Source organism: [Pantoea] beijingensis (genome assembly GCF_022647505.1).
Lineage (GTDB): Bacteria > Pseudomonadota > Gammaproteobacteria > Enterobacterales > Enterobacteriaceae > Erwinia > Erwinia beijingensis.
Map to the genome: position 1 here is coordinate 1,377,732 of NZ_CP071409.1, position 19,866 is coordinate 1,397,597.

Consider the following 19,866-nt stretch of genomic DNA (forward strand, 5'->3'; position numbering starts at 1 on the left):
GGTGCACACACCGTATGGCCACATGTCCCTTGCTGAAACTTAGCACAACCCGCAGCGCTGTTTACTCGCGTATTCATGCGCAGCGTAAAGCGCCATTTCATCATGCACAGTAGCCCCCAGCGCAGCTTCAAACTGCTGACGGCTGGCGTGTCCCTGCGAAGATTGCGGATTATCTCCTAAATTTGACTGGAAAATACCCGCTGCGCTCACCGGCAGAAAATCCTCATACATCAGCGGCGTGGCGACCAGACATCCCTCGGCTATAAAGGCTTTTATGTTATCTCCTGCAGTAATTGCTCGATTTTTCCCTTTCTCCGTTAGGGCATATTCATACCAGGCGAATTTTTGTTGGCGTAATGTCGCCTCATCGTCTGGAAACACTGAGAAAACGTCGGCTAAATATTGTTGATGCTGCTGATTGTCATTCCCGCTCCCCGCTTGTGCCAGCAGACGGTCGTACTGCTCACGGCCTTTCGGCGTCAGCGCAATACCACGCTGCTCAATTTCACCAAAGCGTGCGGTATGCGTGCCAGGGCGATGATCACTGAAGATCACCGGCTCCTCCAGCGCTTTGAAGCTGGTTTGCCGCAGTAATAGTGGAATCTCACGTCGCGGGGGCCCTTCGATAATGGCTTTCGGCGTAATACCGTATTGCGGCATTAGCGCCTGCACGCGATCAATATCCAGCGTACGTGGTGTCAGGTGATTAATATGACAGCCCGGAAAACAAACAATATCTGCAATAAGTCGGTGCTGCTGGTGTAATGCCTGATACGTTTCACTGTCCACCGTGGTTTTCTGGTGCCAACGGAACGTTTCCAGCGCCTGAGTGACAAACTCTTCCGCTTGCCTGGCATTGAGTCCACCCTGTTGCTGATGCAGCATAACCAATTCACGGCATTCAGGTGTGAAAATATCGCGGGCCGCGAGGATCTCCGCAGCGCGCTGACGTAGACCCTTATCGTTAATTAATTCCAGCCGCAACAATGAGGTAAATAAACGGAATGGATTACGCTTTAACGCTGCCGGAAGCAAAGGACGGAAAGCGGTTGAATGCACCGGTACACCAGCCTGTGAGAGATCGTAATACCCGACCGGGTGCATCCCCATAATAGCAAACAGTTGCCGCAGCATACTGAGTTCATCCGCGGTTCCTACGCGGATCGCACCGTGACGCTCCACCCCCAGACGGGTCAGCTCATCATGATCGCGCATACGTGCTTCCAACGCGGGATCGAGCTGAAAAACCTGTTCATTCACCTGCGCAACCAATGACAATAATACGCCATATTGTGGGACTTCCTGCTGATACATGGCTGACATCGCTTGTGAGAAACTCGTTCGTATCTCATCTTCGCTAATCCATTGGTCGTTTGGCTGATTCATAAGTGATCACCTTTTATGACGGGATGTTTTGCTGAAAAGGTAAGGTATTCGCCGGCGAGTGGGGGAAATTTTCTTAAATTTGTGATCGTGACCGGTTAAGCCGGCATAACGCTATGACGGTATCATTTCGTACACGGGATATTTTAGGTTCACGGGCATGGAAACATTATTCAGCCTTCCAGAATGTCGAATTCGGATGTTCAATATTCTTTTCCAGCACAGCGAGCCATTGCATAATGTCATTTTCATCATGCCCACTCATCGTTCTCTCCATTTCCATCGCGACATCATCAAGGTATGCGTCAAGAAAGTATTGCTTTATATGTGGCGGGATATGAGGGAGTACAGATTTTACTGTTTGATGATAAATATTCTCTTCTGTCGGCGGGGATAAAATAATAGCATGATCTTGCTGCTCGGAGGTTGTGTCTACACCGTGGTTCGCGGCTCTCAGATCTGGCAAAGCATGCAAAAATAGCTCATGGAATGTGGTAAACGCCAGCATTCCCTGCATTTCATGATCATCCTGCCACTCCTCAGATGTTGCGTTAATCAGACCAAGCGATATTTTTACTCGATCATTATCGGATGTTGTCACACCGCGTGGTGTTGAGCTGTTTTCCAGAGAATGAAAGTCAAACTCCACCCGATTGAAGCCGGATGGAAACGAGCGGCCAACCAGGCTCATCGCTAACATACACATCTGTTCAACCGCATTCGGAGGAAATTGACGGAAACTGACTAACCCGTCAACCCCCTGATTATGCAGAGCATAAATAGGCTGTCCGTTTAGCTCTGGCGATAATTTTCTGGGGGAAACCTGTACACTCGGCGTATTAAAATCCTCCCTTTCCAGAGGCTGATTGTTGCTATCCAGTCTCCCGGAGCGCCCACCGTTTAAAATACGACTAAGGTCCATCATCATGCCTTTTGCTAAATAAAATTGTTAGTAGCCACCAAATTTAAATTAGTTCCCGTTAAAAGCTGCAAAATCATTTCCCACTGTGTTTTAGGGAAAGCGACGCTGTAATTTTCGACATTTGTCTGTGCCCCGAATCGACTGATTTCGGTGACAAAATCACCTTGCCACGAGCATAACTAATCACCGGGAGTGAGTGAAACAGCCCAACAGCCTCATGCCCGTGTCATTTCGCTGTCGCACTCAGCGGCTGCGTTTGGCGTGGCGTTCGCGATTATCTTACCCTGCTTTCTCTGCTTTGCGCATCCCAACGTAGAGCGCGCCACTACCGCCATGCCAGGGTTGAGCGATGCAAAATGTCTGAACATCGTCAAATTGCCTCAGCCACCGGCTCAGATAGCTACGGATAATATTGGCGTGTGATTTATCCTGACGTCCTTTACCGTGAATAATCAGCAAATTGCGCAAACTGTCCTGTCGGGCTTGTAGCATAAACGCAAACAGTGAGCGGCGGCAGTGTTGAATTGGCTGTCTCATCAGATTGAGGCTGGCTTCCAGTTCATATTTCCCCAGGCGCAACTTGTCCAGAACACCTTGCTGTATCCCGTCCGCCTTATATTCAAGCGGCTGGTTTAAGGGCATCGGCTCTATAAAGCCCTCAATAAGGAAATTTTCAGTCTGTTCCTGTGACAATGTCACTGCGGGGACATGCATTGGGGTCGGCTGGAGCCAGTGCACGCTGGCATAATCTTCCAGTGGTTTCACCTCGTTCATGGCTTCACGGAACAGATCTTTATCATCAGGATCGTCAGGGTTCATAAGTACCTCATCTGAACATGTGAACGAATGAAATCGAAAAACCAACGTAGTCTACCTCATCAGAATACAGATGCAAAAACCAACGAGGCCGGTAAAAAGCGCACTAATTATTAAGCAATATGTTCAGCTATCAACGTCACAACTTACTTAAATGCCTGTGGGTTTCACTTACGTCTTGGCGCATTTTGTTTAATTGAATTTGACCAACTGAAGTCCTGAATTTCACTGGCGGGGATTTGTTTTGCCTTAGGTTTACGAAGCACTTTGGGCGGGTTGACTTTCTCTTTTGCCAGCCTCTCCTTCATCACCAGACGTTTTGCTTCTTTAGTAAACTCCTTAAGTCGTTTTGCATCCGGTTGCATTCCGAATTTTTTCACCAACAGTTGGACCTGCTGATCAATAAGTCCTTTTTCGTTATCTGTGAATTCATTGATTGAGATTTCTTTTTCATTTTATGGTCCACTTACAGGGAGGTTTTGACAGCGTAGTGCATGTCAGTTATTTCTACCGTCCGTTATGATAATAACAGCGTGAACTGGCAAATCCTGTGGCGTCGCTACCATAACCCTGAAACGCGTTAATGACCACTCTTCAAACGAAAAGGAAGGAATGCACCCTGCTATGACAATGACATTACTCCAGGACAGCATTAACACTCCATGAGGAAAACCGCCGTCTCAAAAAGATGTATGCCGAAGAGCGACTCAAGGCCGAAATTATTCAGGAGGCCATGGCAAAAAAGTGGTGAAGCCATCGCACAGAAAGCAGATGGCACAGGATGCGGTCAGAAGCCGAAGCGTCAGCATACGTTTTGCCTGCCAGTTGTTTGCTGTCAGCGAAAGTTGTTATCGCTGGCAGCCCCGGCTGAGTGAAGAAAATGCCATTATTGCCGACTGGCTGATTCGCATCACTGACAGTCAGCGCAACTGGGGGTTTGGTCTGTGCTTTTTGTATCTGCTTAACGTAAAAGGCTTTAAATTCAACCACAAAAGAGTTTATCGCATTTACTGCGAATTGTCGCTGAACATGCGGATCAAGCCGAAAAAACGACTGAAACGGGATAAATCCGAACCGCTGGCGGTGCCTGAAAACAGCAATGAGTGCTGGTCGATGGGTTTCATGCACGATCAACTGTCAGATGGTCGTTCCGTCCGTTTACTGAATGTTATTGATGACTTCAACCGTGAAGCGCTGGCGATTGAGGTGGATTTTTCTCTGCCTGCAAATCGGGTGGTAAGGACTCTCGAACAACTCATTGAATGGAAAGGTAAACCGACAGCAATACGATGCGATAACGGACCAGAATATACCGGCAAAATACTGATGACATGGGCAGCTCAGCAGAATATCACGCTGCGTTTTATACAACCGGGCAAACCTCAGCAAAATGCTTATATTGAGCGATATAACCGGACAGTGCGTTATGACTGGCTGGGGCAGCACCTGTTTACATCACTGGGTGAATTGCAGGACTATGCCACGCGGTGGCAATGGTTTTATAATCACGAACGCCCGAATATGGCACTGAATGGCTTTACGCCGATGCAGCATATTCAACGTATGAACTGATTCTACTTATCACCTCCGTTAAAAATGGGGGGACTACCGAATGACCACGGGGGAGTTCTTACAGATAAATGGAACGGCAACGGTCGGAGCTGGTTGTTCACCAAATGGACTTCAGGGCAGAACACCGGAAGGTGCCATTTTATCCTGTGTTAATGGCGTATGGACGGGGGCGGTTGTTAATGGACGTTATGTTCCTGCGGGAGCACATAGTGGTTCTTATTCAGGAAGTAATACGACAGGTAAACCATTTAAACTTTATGCTTTCGGTCGAAATCCACCGGGAGCAAAGGTTCCATCAGGTGATGCTGACAACTGTGCCAATACTTTTGCCCTAACCGGAATAGTCAATGGTATTACGGTTGCTAATGCGACAAGTGCTAATTCTAAATGGAGTAAAAGTGGCAGTATCGCGTTTGATGTTCCTGTCGGAGCATCATGGTCCATTGTTTCTAACGGTATGAGGGAATATGGCTGTGGTCCCGGAAATTTTAGTGTGATTAACTACCAGTAATTATCCTGAATAAAGATACTGTCCGTGATAATAGCATTTATGAAAATAGATATACTCGACGGCCTTGTGCGTTCCAGAGACGTCGCAGATGGTGCGCTTACATTTCAAAAATATTCCGTTGCATTTGTCTGTTTTCAATGGAAATAAAAAAAATCCTAAGCAGGAGGTTATAAAGATGTTTATTTTGCAGAGGGGTTAATGACTTGTGTGTCCTAAAGCATTGATGAAATCCATAACTATCTACCTCTCATTACTCTCATTCGCATGTTATATCAATCATAAAGCCACTTTCCTGCTTTCGCTGATTCGGAAAACATTTTCACTGTTAAGGGTTTACGAGTTCGTTCTACATCTTCCCGTTTTAATTTAAACCATCGTGTAAGCAGTGGTGTATTCTCCCAAGGAAAGTAATACGACCATTTAACTTCTGATAAATCTACATTAAATTTTTTTTCAAATTTATCCAAAGCTTCATGCAGGTCATCGCCGGGAGCTTCAAATAAATCAGAATCAAGTTCTAAAGGGATTTCTTGCCAGTTGCGGTCTAAATATCCTGAGATCTCTTCTCTGAAGAGATCTAACACTTCTTGCTGAATTGTGTCCATCAAAAAGATGTCCATTGTATGCGATCTTTAGGACGTGCAATTAGGTTGTATTTTGCCTGAGTTTTCCTTGATACCTGGTAAATTTAATTCACAAGACCAACCCAGCCTAACCACGGAACATATCGTGCTATGACAGCGGCAAGATTATTTGTTTTTCTCATTCTTACACCAACTGGTGTAGGAACTCTAATACCAAAAGGAGCTCGTGCATTTCGTAAAAGTATTCTCCCATATTTGGAAATGACACTTGTCCCTTTGATTGCCTCTCCCGGTTTCGTTCTGGTTTTTAACCATGGTTGCCCAGCGAGAATAGCAGCACCTGACTCAATGCCAATCCCAAGTTCATCACAAAATTGCTCAAGGAAAATTACATCAAATAGTTCACCTGCTGACAGGTTATATTGTCCGTGGTAGAAATAGGTTCCGTTTAGTTCTTCTGTGGTATCCATTCAATCACCTATTAGGCTGTCTGCCGTTCATTCCAGGCATCGGTGAAAATTATGTTCCCATCACAATGCTTCCAGGTGATTTTTTCATACCGTAGCTCGACAGATTCAAGATGATTGTTGTTCTTGTCTTCGGGGGAAGCCATTGTAGGGGAGATTGATACGATCCGAACACCTTCGAGTAGCATGTTGAAGTATTCCACTTCTTGACCCGCATCGTTAATTTTATACCATTTTATTTCGGCAGATTTCAGGTTCTGACCAGTGGCTACTGCTTTGTATAGGTATGGGCTGGAATAGTCGAATTCTTTGACGATAATCATTGGTGAATGTTGACGAGTGCCAGTAGGTTTGCCTGTGGCATTATCAGTAGGAATAGATAGGTTATGGTGGAAACCTTTAAACTCAATGCTGAATTCCCTGTCTGCGACATCACAACCGCCTTTGATTAGTGCCCCACCATCATCATAGAGCTACATATTACCCGGAATAGCCATGTCCTTTTTTCCTTATGTCGTTATATATCCCTGTAAATAGTGTATCTATTGAGTGGAGGTGAGTAAATAACACAATGTGTTTTTTGCTCCCAAGAGAATTCGAGATCTGCTTCTATCAAACCGCACCAATATTCACTGAAATGTATCCCATTAGTAAACCAGAACCAGTATAGTGATCACTTTGTACTTTTATTTCAAATACTTAATAAATGAAAAAAGTACTGCTGCATCATTATCTTGTGGTTTCTGATTTAAGCTTTGTCTTGGTAGGAATTGCACCCATACTCGTCCATCCATAAGAAGCAGCTTCGACATGCTCTCCCCACCAGTTCATCATCTCTCTACGCTGTTCAAGGTATTGAGAGCGATTATACGCTCTTCTGACCTCGTTCGTGTCGATATGAGCCAACGCCGCTTCGATAACGTCAGGTGGAAACCCTTTTTCGTTGAGGATTGTAGAAGCAATCGATCTCATTCCATGAGCCACAAGCAGATCTTTGAAGTCCATACGTTTTAGTGCCATGTTTGCTGTTTGACTGTTCATTGGTTCAAGCGGATTACGATAGCCGGGGAAAACATGATCTCTGTGCCTACTGATGGGCTTCATCACTTCCAGAATAGCCAAAGCATGTTCAGACAATGGAACGATGTGCTCACGCTTCATCTTCATGCGGCCAGCAGGGATACGCCATTCTTTTGATTCAAAATCGATCTCATCCCAGCGAGTCATTGATGCTTCTGCTGGACGAGTCATTGTGAGTAATTGCCATTCGATGAGACAGCGAGTTTGCCGTCCAATACTGGCAAAAGCCAGAGTCTTCATCAGAAGTGGTAGTTGTTCAGGTAAGAGGGCAGGGCGATGCTTCACCTTTGGTTTATGGAATGTTCGCCCGATTCGTGCAGCGGGGTTTACAGATACCAGACCAGAATTAAGGGCGTAATCCATAATTTCATTGATACGTTGGTTTAGACGCTTGACAGTTTCGAGTCTTCCGGCAGCGTGTGTTGGCTCTAACGCTCCGATGAACTGCTGAGCCGTGATGTTAGCAATGGGCATAGAGCCAATATGTGGGAATACATATTTACTCATAGAACGCCAGATATCGTTTAACGTATGGGTTGCCAGCCCCGCTGATTCTTTGGTTTTAAACCAGTCTCCTGCAACCTTTTCAAAGGTGCTTTCTGTGGCACTTTTTTGCCGCAACTGCTCGGTTTTTTTATGCTCCTGCGGATCAATATCTTTGCTCAATAGAAGACGGGCATCTTCACGAAGTTGACGAGCCTCAGAGAGAGATACAGCAGGGTAAGCACCAAAGCTAATCATTGCGCGTTTGCGAGTGAAAGGTTTGTAATAGCGGAATCGCCAGAGTTTTGAGCCACCGGGCTTAACCAGTAGTTCTAAGCCGTCCCCGTCATACAGGATAGTGGCACGTTCAGTCGCTTTGGAATTTTTGACTTCGGTGTTGTTAAGGGGCTTTGTCTGACGCGCCATATCATTCTCCAATCACTGGTTAGGCATATGGCTCAGACGACACGATGGATTGTATGCCTAAAGATATGCCTAAAAATGTTGGATTTCACTGTATCAGTGTGGACTTTGCTAGAACAGAAAAACAGCAGGTCTTTGCAACCTACTGTTTATTCTGTTTTTTATAGTCTTGTCTGTACTTCGCTAGACAAAACGTTGGGGGAAATTTGGTCGGCACGAGAGGATTTGAACCTCCGACCCCTGACACCCCATGACCTACTTGGAACATCAGTAGGTCATGGTAATCCTTTTCATAGCAGCATTCACACAAGAGGAAAATGTGAATGGCTGCAATACGACAACTACCTTCTGGCAAGTGGAACGTTCAAATAAGAATCGCTGGACGTAGACCAGTTTCATCTACTCACCTGACACGAGAAAAAGCTCAAGCATGGGCTAAATCTCATGAGCAAAATCACCCCAATCAAAATTTAGATTCGCCCCAACGAGGCAGACCCAAAATCAACACGATCGCTAAGTTAGCACCAGACTATCTTAAGGAAGTTATGACCATAAGCGGGAAACAGCGTGGGGGTTATGAAGCCATTATGTATAAGCTCAATACGCTATCGAGATACTTCGACAATGTGCCGATTGATGGTATCACAAGTGAAGCAGTGGCTGGGTATCGCAGTGAGCGTATGGGATCTGTTGCTGGAAGCACTGTGCGACTTGAGATGCAGTTACTTTCAAGATTGTTACGTTGGGCGAAAGCCGAGAAAGGAATCAAATGTGAAGACGTGGTACAACCAGTGAAGTTACCACCGCCGGGAAAGCCTCGTGAAAAGATCATTGAACCTCTGGAATATAAGATGTTGCTTGATGTGATTAGTCCCCGTATTAAGCCAATCGTGATGCTTGCATACGAAACTGCGATGCGGCGTGGTGAGATTTTGAGTGTTAGGCCCAATATGGTGAATTTCAGATTGAGGGTTATCCATCTGACGGAAACAAAAAATGGTGAAAGCCGAGATGTTCCACTTTCATCTATGGCTTTGTCCCTACTAAAAGAGCTATGCGATGGAAAAGACGGCAACCAGTTGCTCTTTCCATACGTGGATTACACGGTTTCGCAGGCCTTCAGGAGAGCTGCAAAGCGTATAAAATTGTCAGACGTTTGTTTTCATAGTCTTAGACACACTGCGATAACTCGCTACGCTGAGAAAGGGTTAAACACAATCCAGTTACAGTGCATTTCTGGGCATAAGAGTATTGGCATGTTGGCACGCTATAGCCATTTGAAAGCAAGTTCTGTTGCTGACTTAATGGGATAAGAAACAATAAACAGGGCAGAAATTTCTGCCCTAAGCTAAAGTCTACAGATAACTCGACTAACATCTTGTGCTGTATTTCTCTTCATAACATTTGCTACAAGCAGCAGTCGTTGATTAATTAGTGATTTAATAATTGGGGTTGATACGTGCTGATACGCCAGCATGCTCTTTCAAGAGGTAAAGAAGGCCGCCTCCATCAATGAGTTCAATCGGTTTGTCTTCGCAGAACCGGTATGCGTCTTTACCGTATTGGCTTGTACACACCAGAATTCCTTTGTTAGCTCCCTCATTCATCATTGTTCCGTATAAATCTCTAACAGAACTGACACCGACAGTGTCTTTGTATCTTTTAGCCTGAATAACAACTTTGCCACCGAGTATCGGACGAGTGTCGAATGCAACTGCATCAACACCGCCGTCTTTAGTACCTCTTGTGAGTTTTGTGTCCAGCCCCATTTGACTGAAAAGATTTGATACCAATACTTCGAACTCCGACGGAGAAAGCTCCATGAGATTTGGTCTTGTTTCAAGCCCAGAGAGAGCATCGCCTTGCTCAATGAAGCGCTTGTCAACCATGTTGAATTCGAGAATAGGCTTCACGGCTTGTAGTTCATCTGGTCGCCCTGAAACTTGCGCACCTAAACTTCGAAGACATGCACTTTTTTCGACCCTTTCGAGTTTTATTTGCATGAAATCGTCTTTGTGAGCACGAGCAGATACCAATGTGACTTTTGTGTCATGCCCGCTCGTAGGATCGATAGTTTCAATTACACCGTTAAACAGAACTGACGTTAAAGCAGATGCCTTATCAGCTTCGAAAAGCTCATGCATTGTGCGTAGTGTGATTGCGGCGATGATGTTTTGATAGAGTTCTTTGATCTCACCAATCTTCCGCGCTTTTGCATCTATGGCATCTCTTGTTTTGACATATCTGTATTCCAACTCACGGGGTACTACTGAAATTTCAGGTAAATTGTATTCAACCACCAACTCCTTGTTGTCGGGTAAGTATGCCAACCTAAAGGTTTGGGGAAAGCCGTCCTCAGGGTATTCAGAACGCGTCAACACCATTTCGCAATAAGCCAACACGCTGTCAGGATCGCGGTTAAGATAGTCTTGTTCAAACTGGTCAACTTCATCATGCTGGCTTTTTATTTCTTGGAGGTAAGCAGTTCTGCGAGTCTGATAATCAGCAACTAAAGCATCAAGCTCAACTTTCTGACTTGAAAGTTTAACTGAATGATCTTCCTTACTTTTACTGAAAGATTCTTCTGCACTCTGCAACTCTCGATAATATTTGTTCTTTACCCATGGGAAAATAGTCTTCCACAAAGCCGGGACGTTAACGACTTTCATCTCAGGCTCAGGATCTGGTAAGAGATGTTTGGGTGTTTTGAAATCTTCGAATTTTGGGATTTTTTTCAATGCAGAAAAATCAATCGAATCGTCAAATTCGAGAGTATGTTCCAGAAGTGTTGAAAGCGCGGTGATATTCTCGTTCAGCTCAGCGTTTAGATCGGAAACTTCATCTTGACGCTCTTCCAGATACATGATTTTTGCTAACTTATCAGCCTCTTTTTGCTCGCGAAGTCGTTGTGCATTATCACGTTTTATTTCACGTTCTATACGGCGAACTTCGGCAAAATGATGACGTTCTGATCTTTTACGCTCACGCTCTGCCGCTGCAACTGCTCTGCCCGTAGCACGTATAAAACCTTCAAATCCTGATCTCCGTCCCATCCCAGTCCCCACAGCCTCCAACCAAAAGTTTGATTTCTAACAAGTGAAGTTGCTTCAAGCAACCATCCATTTAATTAAGCTGCACGTAATTTACTCTATTAGTATCAGGCCAATCTATAACATTTAAAAAAAGCAATCGGTTTACATCTTAAAATGTGCGGGTTTGTTGCTTCCAAACTAATCTGATCATAAGATAGATTTAAGATTAACCTCATGAAGATGAGTTAAAGCGCGTAAGTAAAAGCATGGAATACATAGCATTTGGTGATGAAAGTGGTACTACAGGAAGTGACCGCTGTTATGGTATTGGTTTGCTATGCATTCGCAAAGATACCCTCGACATCTTCAACGACCGTGTTATGCGATTGAAGCAGAAGTACGGCATTGTAGGTGAACTGAAATGGTCAAAGATTAAGAATAGCGCAGGCCAAGCGAACATATGCATCGAATTGCTGGCAATGGTATTGAAAAACTCTTGCTGCTTCCATTCAATCATTGTCGTAAAAAATATGTATCGCAACTGGCAATCTGACAAAGAAGCGGCTTTCTATCAAACGTATACTTTACTGGTTAAAAACACAGCACGTCAGCTAAAGACACCTCTTGAAGTCATCATCGATCAGAAAATTGACAAGTATAAGAAAAATGATGAAGTTACAGGCATCATTGCGAATAACATGCTTGCAATGGATGGTGTAAAAAAATTGGTTCAATCAGTGACGATGCAGAATTCAAAACATCATCTTGGTTTGCAAGTCGTGGACATTCTCACTGGCGCTGTGAACTCTGGCTACTTGAAATTCCTAAACCCACAATTAGAGTTATCTGTAGCAAAAGAAATCGCATTTAAGCGTATGGCTGCTTTATTGGGTTGGGATGTCTTTCATTACGATACCTATCCAAATAAAGACTTTAACATCTGGCACTTTCCGCTCGAAATGAGAAGAGTGCCTGATACCATGACCATTAGGGCTAACTACAGTGTACCTCTTGTGTCTCGAGACGAGCTTTCATGATTGATTTGAAGACCGCTCACCTTTCGGTATGGGATAGATTAAATTGCAGTATCTTTCCATAGGAAAAGAACGAGGCGGTAATGATAACTGGCAATCGCCGTGGTCACTTTTCCGTGGCTTGAACATAGAATTCAGCTTCACTTTAGATGCAGCGGCAAGCGCTGATAACGCGTTATGCCCCAGATTCTGGACTGAGGAAGACGATGCGCTAAAGCAAGATTGGTGCGCTGAGTCGTCCATATGGTGCAACCCGCCATACAGCCAGATCCCATCATTCATTGAACATGCTCACAAAGCGGTGGTGACTTGCTTCCTGATCCCGGTGAGAACACAGGCTAAGTGGTGGCTTAGACTTATCCTGATGAATCCGAATGCTCATGAAATCCGTTTTCTTTCTCGTAATGTGAGGTTCAAAGCTGCACCAGGTACTAAACAGAAGAGGTTAAATAACCGTGCTCCAATGGCCTGTTGTGTGGTCATCTTCCGAAACGTTCCACGCAAGGGTGAGATCAGGCAGACCGTCCATTGTGCTGATACTGGATTGCTGCTGCACGTCATTAACCGGGGCAGCGTCTCCGGCAGGCCAACAATTTATGATGCGGAAGTGTTGGATCAGGTTATCGACCTTTATGAACGTAAACGCGCAACGCCGAAAGAGATCGCCGAACGGCTGAAAGTACCATTGCGAACAGTCCAAAGGATCGCACAAAGATTGGCTTGATTGCGCCACAATCCCCCATGATTATGGCGCGATCTGCACATAAAATGCACCGCATTTCTGCCACTATTGCCGCGTTAATCTGCACCGTTACCCTTCGCCCCTGGGGCGGAAATAACATTATGGGCTGCCTCTAAAATAGAAGGGCTGGCAAATATGTGTGTTTCCAGAGCGCACGGTTAGACGGACTGCCCCAGCCCTTGAGGAAAATCAAGGATCTTTCAAAAATATCAGTGATTTATCTTTTGAGTTCCTTCCGGGTTCTGTGCCGCCATGAAGTTGGACACGCCAGCGGTGAATAATGCTCACACTAAGCGCACAGCGGCGTGTAATGTGCGCAGAGTGCATCAGCAGAGCACCGACACAGCGCTTTGGCAGTGCGGCACACTCAGCCAGATAACTTGCTCGAACTGCTCGGTAAATGAACGAAATTGGCGGGTATTTAACATAATAGATGTTACCGGAACCACACGGTTTGTGTGGTTTTGTCTGTGCGAGCCTTTCAGGGCGCGGCGACACGATGACGCTTGTTTCCACACATGATCACCACTGATAGAGCCACTTTGCTGGCAAGAAAACCTGTTCAGTAATTTTGCACGACTTACGGCGCATTGCACCGAATATCCGGTTTCAGCCCGTTGGCTGGCTCCAGGCGTCAGGCGGCACATTTCCATCACTCCACCTTTCGGCAACGGCTGCATGAAGTCATCAACACAGTGATCGACGGTTCGCGGTTCGGCTGCTGGTCATTTCGGTGATCGGTTGTGCGGTATGTCGTCGCTATCTTCGCGGTTCGCCGTTTCCGGGCGCTTCCATCAACGCAGAGTGCAGCCAACAACGCGGAATACACCAGACCGTATCATTATAGGTCGCCAGACTTCACCAAAGCGCCGTAGCGAGGCGATTACCAACAATCAAAGGCGATGCAACCAGCGAAATCAGCGAGCCTCTGTGTAGCTGGCAGGCCGTCAGGTGAGGGGGCAGCCAGAAAAATTTTTTTCCGTGCGTGGCGTAATCCATCCGGGACGCGGAAATCGTTCCCGGTCAAGCAACGCATCATAATATCATTGATTTAATGTTTTCATTGTATGGCGATAATATTAACGCCGCCTTTTCTGACGCGGGTTGCAGGCTTGTTCATGTTGATTTGGGGCAGATACGGTCACTCGCATTCACTGTAAGCAGCGAACCAAACGCATGATCCCACACATAGCCGCATAGCTAAAAAGGGCGCTTTTCTCTGCCTGTTAAGCCCATTTAACCGCTAATTGACTGGAATTAAAGTTTATTTAATACCGCTGAAAATCCAGTTAATAGCAGCGCTCACAGCAGAGCTGATAGCCGCTCCCTTGGCTTCACCTGCCACAGCGTTTAGGAGGTTGATGACTGTTTCCCCTGAGCCTGGCGCCTGACGATTGAGGATGCTTAATCATGACGGTGACAGCTTTGCTGTGTAGTCCATATCGGTGCGGGATATGATTTTGACGTATCCCAGTTCTTCAAGGCTGTTCAGAGTATTAATCAGCAAATCAACCTGGCGGTTTGGCTTGCGCGGACTCCATCCCAAATCAGAGAACTCGAAGGTTGTGAATGACGGATAGTCCGTGAACAGCTTCACCAGAACGCCCGTTGCCATCTCGTTGAATGCTTCCTTACCTTGGATTATGTCCATGCTGTTCTCTCACGTTCACTGTGCAGTTGGTTGGCTTGAACAGTAAAACAGTTGATAGATGCGCGTCCAGACCAGGAGATATACCCCCCTCCAAAATAGAGGTACACCCCCGCTAAAATAGAGGGTCACCCCCTCTGAAATGGAGGACTATAAGAATTAAATAAATATTAAAAATAAAAATAAAGAAAAGACTTAAAGATCTTCTTAGGGGATCTGACTGGCGAGTCAGTTTTGATAAATCTGTTCAGTCGCTCCGCTCAACGCTTCGCGATCTGCATCGCCCACGCGTTGCCTTGCTTATCTCTCCCTGACCGGGAGAGGCAAGCCACCTTTTGGGCAGACAAGCGACAGCGCGTCAGATTTGGAACTGTGCGATGCACAGGCCGAGATCGATGATCGAGGCTAACGATGGGCGGCGCTGATAAGAAATCAGGACATCAACCCATCAGCTTTAATCCCTCAAATCCTCTACAGGAAGCCCTCAGATCGATTTAAACGCTCTTGGTAATGCCAATGCACTACATCAACGCTATAACGCAGCAAAACGCGATACAAAGCGTTTCATGGCGCTTGCGTCTGATGACTGGTTTCCGAGTCATCACGCAATTTACAAAATAAATATTGACATAACTAAAAATACAAAAATACGTAATTGCAATTTATAACTTATGCTGATAAAATCTATAACAATGAGGGGCGTGAACAGAATCAACCGCCCTGAAAATTAACCCTACGGAGAAAAAATTGAAGACAGCAAAAATCAACTTCGGCGTGGAATCAGCCGAAACTATTTTCAACGCGATCATTCACGGTGAGACAACGCAAACCGCGCTATACGGATTCATCAACCGTGTCGGAACCAACAAACGGAATACATCCAAAGCGCTCGAACTGCTCAAGGAGCATAAGCTCCGCCTGAAACGTAATGCCCGTGCGTCACGCACTGTCCGCACGACTCTGAAACCTTACAGCGCTGAATTAGCAAAAGGCCGCGACGTGATCGATATCATCCAGCCAGTATTGACCGCCTGGCGATTGCACTACACGAAGCAGGGAATCGGGCTGGTAAACGATCAGGTGTTAATCCTGAAAATGGTTGAAGCCGCTACGGAACTGAAAAAGCTGACGGGTGAGAAAGTGCCGGACATGGCAACGGCGGGTTAAACAGAGGAGATAAACCAACATGGCGTTGAGCATCAAATTACCTGACCACGTATACAGCGGTCTATTAGCAGAGGCCAAGCGACAGGGAACCACGGTTCCACGATTGATCCGTGACGTGCTGAGCGCCGTTGCAACACGATTCGATAACGGATTGCCATTACCCGGCATGGGGAAACATCACGAAGGAGAAAATAACAGTGAGCAAGCAGAACAGAGATAAAGGCGACTTCATCAAGATTGAGTATAACCTACTTGATCTGGTTGAAGTGGTCAACAAAAACTGGCCACCGAGTTAGAGTTTTTCCAGTATCGATTTTCCGATTCGTTTGGGGGTAACCCTCCGTTATATTCGTGCGGTCTTAGTGCGCTGTAATATCCAACGATATAATCCGTTATGGCGTGAGCTGCCTCGCTGAAGCTTACGTAACCCACCACCGGCATCCATTCGTTCTTCAGACTCCTGAAGAAGCGTTCCATTGGGCTGTTATCCCAGCAGTTTCCGCGCCGGCTCATACTCTGCCTGCTCTGGTATCGCCACAATAACTGCCGGAACTGCCTGCTCGTATAATGACTGCCCTGATCGCTGTGGAACATCACCCCGCCGGGCTTACCACGGGTTTCCCATGCCATTTCCAGCGCTTTCATGGTGAGCCTGCTGTCCGGCGAGAACGACATGGCCCAGCCCACTGGTTTTCTTGCGAACAGGTCGAGAACAACGGCGAGGTACGCCCAGCGCTTACCCGTCCAGATATAGGTCACATCACCGCACCACACCTGATTTGGCTCGGTCACGGCGAACTGCCGTTCAAGGTAGTTAGGGATAGCAACATGTTCATGACCACCACGTTTATACCGGTGAGTCGGCTGCTGACAGCTGACCAGCCCCAGCTCTTTCATGAGCCTGCCAGCAAGCCAGCGTCCCATCTGGTAGCCTCTCCGGGTTGTCATTGTGGCGATGCTTCTTGCTCCGGCCGAACCGTGGCTGATGCCATGTAGCTCAAGTACCTGACTGCGTAATACAGCCCGTCTGCCGTCTGGTTTTTCAGGACGGTTTTTCCAGTATCTGTAGCTGCTGCGATGAACCCCGAACACATGGCAGAGTGTGACCACAGGATAATGCGCTCTGAGTTTCCCGATTATCGAGAACTGTTCAGGGAGTCTGACATCAAGAGCGCGGTAGCCTTTTTTAATATTTCATTCTCCATTTCAATGCGTTGTAGCTTTTTCCTCAGCTCACGTATTTCGATTTGTTCTGGTGTTATCGGAGAGGCTTTTGGTGTTTTGCCCTGACGCTCATCACGCAGTTGTTTGACCCATCTTGTCATTGTGGAAAGGCCAACATCCATAGCTTTGGCGGCATCTGCCACCGTGTAGTTCTGGTCAACAACCAGTTGAGCGGATTCGCGTTTAAACTCTGCGCTGAAATTTCTTTTTTTCATTGGAGCACCTGTGTTGTTCTGAGGTGAGCATATCACCTCTGTTCAGGTGGCCAAATTCAGTGTGCCACTTCACACCGACCACACAGCAACCTTTGCCAACCTGCCAGCTAAGAACACCTTGCTGACCACCATGAATGTGTTCGCAGACCGTCAAACGTCAATGAGCCCAAAGGTCTCCTTAGACGTGCTGGACGAAGTAGCGCAGAAGGTGAGCAAATCCGTTAACCGCTATGGCTCCGAATGGACTGCCACCGCGAAGCGTCAAAGCTCTAACCATCTGATCGAAGCTCCGCTTCACGCTTACACTGACCGCATCACAGCAGCGGACGTGCAGCCATATCGTAAGCTGGGTAGTGACCTGCAAATGTCGATCATGGACGCGCTGACCGCCTCAAGCCTGGCAATGCATGACAAGTACATGCGTACTCGTGAAAAGATGTTCGCTGATGCCTTGTTCCGTAACACTGTCGAAGCAGAGTTTACTCAGCAGCCGCTGATCGACTGGCAAGACGAATTCGGCTACGAGCAGGCTACGGGAACCATCGAGACAGGGATCGCTTTAGACCCACTACGCAGCATTGATGACGCCGTGAGCGCTACTAAGCTCCGCATGGGTGGCCTGGCTGGTCAACTGGATGGATTCATCCTTTTCGCTGGTAGTAATGTCTTCCGCAATGTGAAATACCATCCTGACATTCGCCAGAGCATTCAATACGGCTTGTTGGATCGTGACGTTCTGTTCAATAAGGAAATTTTGCCGGGCTTCTCTACCTTCCTGCTGGACAACGTCCGTGTGGTTGAAGTGACCGATCCACTCTACGGCATCAGCGCTGACCAGGCGTTCTTAGTGCCAAAATTTGGCAAGCCGCTATCCTCAGACATCGCTCTGCCGTTTGGTTACGTAGCCACCGCAACCAGCCGCAATCTGGATCTGGCGTTCGCTGAGCCTGTAGATTTCCGCATCTACAGCCATCAGGACAAGCTCCGCAACGTGGAACTGTTCGCGGAATCGAGCATCCTGCCAGTGATTTACCGTCCTGACTTCGTTACTAAGCTGACGAACCAGGCCGCGTAAGACCGGCGCGATATGGACACCGCTTGCAGTAATTGGGGGCATGACTTGCCCCCGCTGCTGATGCAGTGCGTAAGCTCCGCCATTGAGGTGGCGAGGCAAAGGAAAGGAGATTAATAAATGAGATTACAACTGCTTGGAGTTGGCTCTGTGCCAGTTCTGACCCTGCCGCTCAAAGGTGACGATGACTCAATCATCAACCTTTCGGCACTTGCACGTTGGCTTGATATGAAACGAACAACGCTGTTTGACCACATCCAGGCTAAAGGGCTGGAGACAGCGATCAGAGAAGCCGTGACAGCAAAGCGAATAAAGAAGCTGAACACTTAAAGCCGGACGGGAAACCGCCCGGTTTTTTTGTTCTCTAAACTGCAATTCCATAATATTGACATATTGCATTAGTGAGCAGGGCAGGGGCGGAGGTCGCTGCAATCTTGAGTGAACCAGAATATGCCTTCCCAACCATGTTGCCTATCCACGTTCCAATCTTACCGCCAAAATTATCAGGGCCGGTAGGAACATCAGAGTCTTGGATAGCCTGTGAAAGTGATTCTACTTCGTCTTGGGAAACTCCCCATGCGCGAAGTTGCTTCTCTAAAGAATTAAAATCACCTGCTGTTACGGAATTGGTCTGTTCAATATCACCATTGCCAGAACCAATCACGCCAGCATTATTCACATTTCCATTAATTGTGGTGATGTAATTTGCAGTCAACGGCGCGGCCTCCTTTTCTTGTGGTGTAAACAGTAAGCCTAAACCAAGAACACCTTTCTTCTCTAAGTCTAATGCCCACTCCAGAACTCTATATCGCACTGTTGCAAGTATCTGCTCTACCTTGGTTTTACTAAAAAACCATGCGAATTGATATTGCGAATCATGACCCTGACTCAATGCTTCTACAAGTGGCGTTGGTAAGTGCAAATATGGTGTGGAAGTCGAAGCGCTGATTTTGCTTAAAGATGAGATGTCGTCTGTAAAACGAATAGTTGTGAAAATGTCTATAACAGTTTGGTCATAAGTTCCAAGATCGACAGGAATCCAACCTCTGTAGGGATTGAAGGCTTTCACCAAACCATACCCAACCCGATAATCTGGAACAGAAGCCATCGTGGCATAACCGCTAATTTCTCTCTCCAGCCATTGGCTTATGTCATCAAGCCCGAGTTTAACTGAGATCACTTTGGCTTTGAGAAGAACATCAATGAGCGGAGTAGAGCCAGAACTGGCTAAACCTTGTAGTTCTAAGACTGGCGAATTGATCATCAAAAGCCCTCATTAGCTAATTATGATTATTCTACAACTTGTTGGAAGCAAAAATGAATTTTAAAAAGAGGAAGCATAGCGCTTGATGGCACGTAGCGCAGTTTGGTAGCGCACGGGAATGGTGTGTCTATATCTCATTCACACCAACTGTGAACGAACAGTTGTGAACGAATGAGAATCCCCATAGACTTAGCAGCGCTTGACTCTCATCAAACGCTGCTATGACG

At 46.5% G+C, this 19,866-nt stretch carries 19 protein-coding genes and 2 pseudogenes; 9 read left to right on the forward strand and 12 right to left on the reverse strand.

Annotated features, from left to right (window positions below; translation table 11 throughout):
• Nucleotides 1-39 precede the first annotated feature (39 nt).
• The 4 genes from hglS to J1C60_RS06215 all read right to left on the reverse strand — a co-directional run bounded on the left by hglS (nt 40) and on the right by J1C60_RS06215 (nt 3,501).
• Nucleotides 40-1,386 (reverse strand): 2-oxoadipate dioxygenase/decarboxylase HglS, encoded by a 1,347-nt coding sequence (gene hglS, locus J1C60_RS06200; RefSeq protein ID WP_128178767.1) that lies wholly within the window; start codon nt 1,384-1,386, stop codon nt 40-42.
• Between the two features lie 166 nt (nt 1,387-1,552).
• The gene (locus tag J1C60_RS06205) at nt 1,553-2,311 is read right to left on the reverse strand and encodes a hypothetical protein (protein WP_128178768.1); all 759 of its coding nucleotides are present in this window, start codon (nt 2,309-2,311) and stop codon (nt 1,553-1,555) included.
• 273 nt (nt 2,312-2,584) lie between these two features.
• Nucleotides 2,585-3,124 (reverse strand): DNA endonuclease SmrA, encoded by a 540-nt coding sequence (smrA, locus tag J1C60_RS06210; protein ID WP_128178769.1) that lies wholly within the window; start codon nt 3,122-3,124, stop codon nt 2,585-2,587.
• 164 nt (nt 3,125-3,288) lie between these two features.
• The gene (locus J1C60_RS06215; RefSeq protein WP_128178770.1) at nt 3,289-3,501 is read right to left on the reverse strand and encodes a hypothetical protein; all 213 of its coding nucleotides are present in this window, start codon (nt 3,499-3,501) and stop codon (nt 3,289-3,291) included.
• Between the two features lie 278 nt (nt 3,502-3,779).
• On the opposite strand from J1C60_RS06215, the pseudogene J1C60_RS06220 reads away from it, so the two are divergent.
• Nucleotides 3,780-4,693 (forward strand): annotated as a pseudogene (locus J1C60_RS06220) (IS3 family transposase); the annotation flags it as partial.
• A 40-nt stretch (nt 4,694-4,733) separates the two neighbouring features.
• On the forward strand, nt 4,734-5,204 hold the full coding sequence (gene pilV / locus J1C60_RS06225) for a shufflon system plasmid conjugative transfer pilus tip adhesin PilV (protein WP_128178771.1): 471 nt from the start codon (nt 4,734-4,736) through the stop codon (nt 5,202-5,204).
• A 272-nt stretch (nt 5,205-5,476) separates the two neighbouring features.
• Here the strand turns inward: pilV and J1C60_RS06230 are convergent, their stop codons facing one another.
• The 4 genes and pseudogenes from J1C60_RS06230 to J1C60_RS06245 form a co-directional block, all read right to left on the reverse strand.
• On the reverse strand, nt 5,477-5,824 hold the full coding sequence (locus J1C60_RS06230; protein ID WP_128178772.1) for a DUF1493 family protein: 348 nt from the start codon (nt 5,822-5,824) through the stop codon (nt 5,477-5,479).
• Nucleotides 5,809-6,258: pseudogene (locus J1C60_RS06235) on the reverse strand (STM2901 family protein). The gene J1C60_RS06230 and the pseudogene J1C60_RS06235 overlap by 16 nt, the downstream one beginning before the upstream one ends.
• Nucleotides 6,259-6,269: 11 nt before the next feature.
• Nucleotides 6,270-6,704, reverse strand: coding sequence for an Hcp family type VI secretion system effector (locus J1C60_RS06240; RefSeq protein WP_229655821.1), 435 nt, complete (start codon nt 6,702-6,704; stop codon nt 6,270-6,272).
• Nucleotides 6,705-6,984: 280 nt separating this feature from the next.
• Nucleotides 6,985-8,244, reverse strand: a complete 1,260-nt coding sequence (locus tag J1C60_RS06245; RefSeq protein WP_128178773.1) for an integrase domain-containing protein — start codon at nt 8,242-8,244, stop codon at nt 6,985-6,987.
• A 320-nt stretch (nt 8,245-8,564) separates the two neighbouring features.
• Between J1C60_RS06245 and J1C60_RS06250 the strand changes: the two genes are divergently transcribed.
• The gene (locus J1C60_RS06250) at nt 8,565-9,554 is read left to right on the forward strand and encodes a tyrosine-type recombinase/integrase (RefSeq protein ID WP_128178774.1); all 990 of its coding nucleotides are present in this window, start codon (nt 8,565-8,567) and stop codon (nt 9,552-9,554) included.
• Nucleotides 9,555-9,680: 126 nt separating this feature from the next.
• Here the strand turns inward: J1C60_RS06250 and J1C60_RS06255 are convergent, their stop codons facing one another.
• A complete protein-coding gene (locus J1C60_RS06255) occupies nt 9,681-11,294 on the reverse strand; it encodes a restriction endonuclease (RefSeq protein WP_128178775.1) in 1,614 nt (537 codons plus the stop codon).
• A gap of 245 nt (nt 11,295-11,539) precedes the next feature.
• On the opposite strand from J1C60_RS06255, the gene J1C60_RS06260 reads away from it, so the two are divergent.
• Both J1C60_RS06260 and J1C60_RS06265 read left to right on the forward strand, forming a co-directional pair.
• A complete protein-coding gene (locus J1C60_RS06260) occupies nt 11,540-12,310 on the forward strand; it encodes a DUF3800 domain-containing protein (RefSeq protein ID WP_128178776.1) in 771 nt (256 codons plus the stop codon).
• Nucleotides 12,311-12,353: 43 nt separating this feature from the next.
• Complete coding sequence (locus tag J1C60_RS06265) at nt 12,354-13,031, forward strand: DNA N-6-adenine-methyltransferase (RefSeq protein WP_164877297.1); 678 nt, start codon at nt 12,354-12,356, stop codon at nt 13,029-13,031.
• 1,426 nt (nt 13,032-14,457) lie between these two features.
• Here the strand turns inward: J1C60_RS06265 and J1C60_RS06270 are convergent.
• Nucleotides 14,458-14,700 carry a hypothetical protein gene (locus tag J1C60_RS06270; protein WP_235859178.1) on the reverse strand — a complete coding sequence of 81 codons (243 nt, stop codon included), beginning with the start codon at nt 14,698-14,700 and terminating at the stop codon, nt 14,458-14,460.
• Between the two features lie 744 nt (nt 14,701-15,444).
• Between J1C60_RS06270 and J1C60_RS06275 the strand changes: the two genes are divergently transcribed.
• Both J1C60_RS06275 and J1C60_RS06280 read left to right on the forward strand, forming a co-directional pair.
• Entirely contained in the window at nt 15,445-15,864 is a 420-nt protein-coding gene (locus tag J1C60_RS06275; protein WP_128178778.1) for a hypothetical protein, read from the forward strand.
• A 19-nt stretch (nt 15,865-15,883) separates the two neighbouring features.
• On the forward strand, nt 15,884-16,084 hold the full coding sequence (locus tag J1C60_RS06280; protein WP_128178779.1) for a hypothetical protein: 201 nt from the start codon (nt 15,884-15,886) through the stop codon (nt 16,082-16,084).
• Nucleotides 16,085-16,134: 50 nt separating this feature from the next.
• On the opposite strand, the gene J1C60_RS06285 is transcribed toward J1C60_RS06280, so the two are convergent.
• Nucleotides 16,135-17,303, reverse strand: a protein-coding gene (locus J1C60_RS06285; protein ID WP_128177241.1) for an IS3-like element IS911 family transposase whose coding sequence is annotated in 2 segments (ribosomal slippage) — nt 16,135-17,054 and nt 17,054-17,303 — 1,170 coding nt in all. Because the reading frame shifts where the segments join, the coding sequence is not laid out codon by codon here.
• A 61-nt stretch (nt 17,304-17,364) separates the two neighbouring features.
• On the opposite strand from J1C60_RS06285, the gene J1C60_RS06290 reads away from it, so the two are divergent.
• Nucleotides 17,365-18,378: a major capsid protein gene (locus J1C60_RS06290; protein ID WP_235859157.1), complete on the forward strand. Its 1,014-nt coding sequence runs from the start codon at nt 17,365-17,367 to the stop codon at nt 18,376-18,378.
• A gap of 117 nt (nt 18,379-18,495) precedes the next feature.
• Nucleotides 18,496-18,705 (forward strand): hypothetical protein, encoded by a 210-nt coding sequence (locus J1C60_RS06295; protein WP_128176395.1) that lies wholly within the window; start codon nt 18,496-18,498, stop codon nt 18,703-18,705.
• 34 nt (nt 18,706-18,739) lie between these two features.
• Here J1C60_RS06295 and J1C60_RS06300 read toward each other — a convergent pair whose 3' ends face one another.
• Nucleotides 18,740-19,639: an AbiTii domain-containing protein gene (locus J1C60_RS06300; protein ID WP_128176397.1), complete on the reverse strand. Its 900-nt coding sequence runs from the start codon at nt 19,637-19,639 to the stop codon at nt 18,740-18,742.
• Nucleotides 19,640-19,866 lie beyond the last annotated feature (227 nt).

What these genes read in the sequence shown, in the direction of transcription:
- hglS (WP_128178767.1), bottom strand. Translation starts at nt 1,386, where the DNA reads ATGAATCAGCCAAACGACCAATGGATTAGCGAAGATGAGATACGAACG.
- J1C60_RS06205 (WP_128178768.1), bottom strand. Translation starts at nt 2,311, where the DNA reads ATGATGATGGACCTTAGTCGTATTTTAAACGGTGGGCGCTCCGGGAGA.
- smrA (WP_128178769.1), bottom strand. Translation starts at nt 3,124, where the DNA reads ATGAACCCTGACGATCCTGATGATAAAGATCTGTTCCGTGAAGCCATG.
- pilV (WP_128178771.1), top strand. Translation starts at nt 4,734, where the DNA reads ATGACCACGGGGGAGTTCTTACAGATAAATGGAACGGCAACGGTCGGA.
- J1C60_RS06230 (WP_128178772.1), bottom strand. Translation starts at nt 5,824, where the DNA reads ATGGACATCTTTTTGATGGACACAATTCAGCAAGAAGTGTTAGATCTC.
- J1C60_RS06245 (WP_128178773.1), bottom strand. Translation starts at nt 8,244, where the DNA reads ATGGCGCGTCAGACAAAGCCCCTTAACAACACCGAAGTCAAAAATTCC.
- J1C60_RS06250 (WP_128178774.1), top strand. Translation starts at nt 8,565, where the DNA reads ATGGCTGCAATACGACAACTACCTTCTGGCAAGTGGAACGTTCAAATA.
- J1C60_RS06255 (WP_128178775.1), bottom strand. Translation starts at nt 11,294, where the DNA reads ATGGGACGGAGATCAGGATTTGAAGGTTTTATACGTGCTACGGGCAGA.
- J1C60_RS06260 (WP_128178776.1), top strand. Translation starts at nt 11,540, where the DNA reads ATGGAATACATAGCATTTGGTGATGAAAGTGGTACTACAGGAAGTGAC.
- J1C60_RS06270 (WP_235859178.1), bottom strand. Translation starts at nt 14,700, where the DNA reads ATGGACATAATCCAAGGTAAGGAAGCATTCAACGAGATGGCAACGGGC.
- J1C60_RS06280 (WP_128178779.1), top strand. Translation starts at nt 15,884, where the DNA reads ATGGCGTTGAGCATCAAATTACCTGACCACGTATACAGCGGTCTATTA.
- J1C60_RS06295 (WP_128176395.1), top strand. Translation starts at nt 18,496, where the DNA reads ATGAGATTACAACTGCTTGGAGTTGGCTCTGTGCCAGTTCTGACCCTG.
- J1C60_RS06300 (WP_128176397.1), bottom strand. Translation starts at nt 19,639, where the DNA reads ATGATCAATTCGCCAGTCTTAGAACTACAAGGTTTAGCCAGTTCTGGC.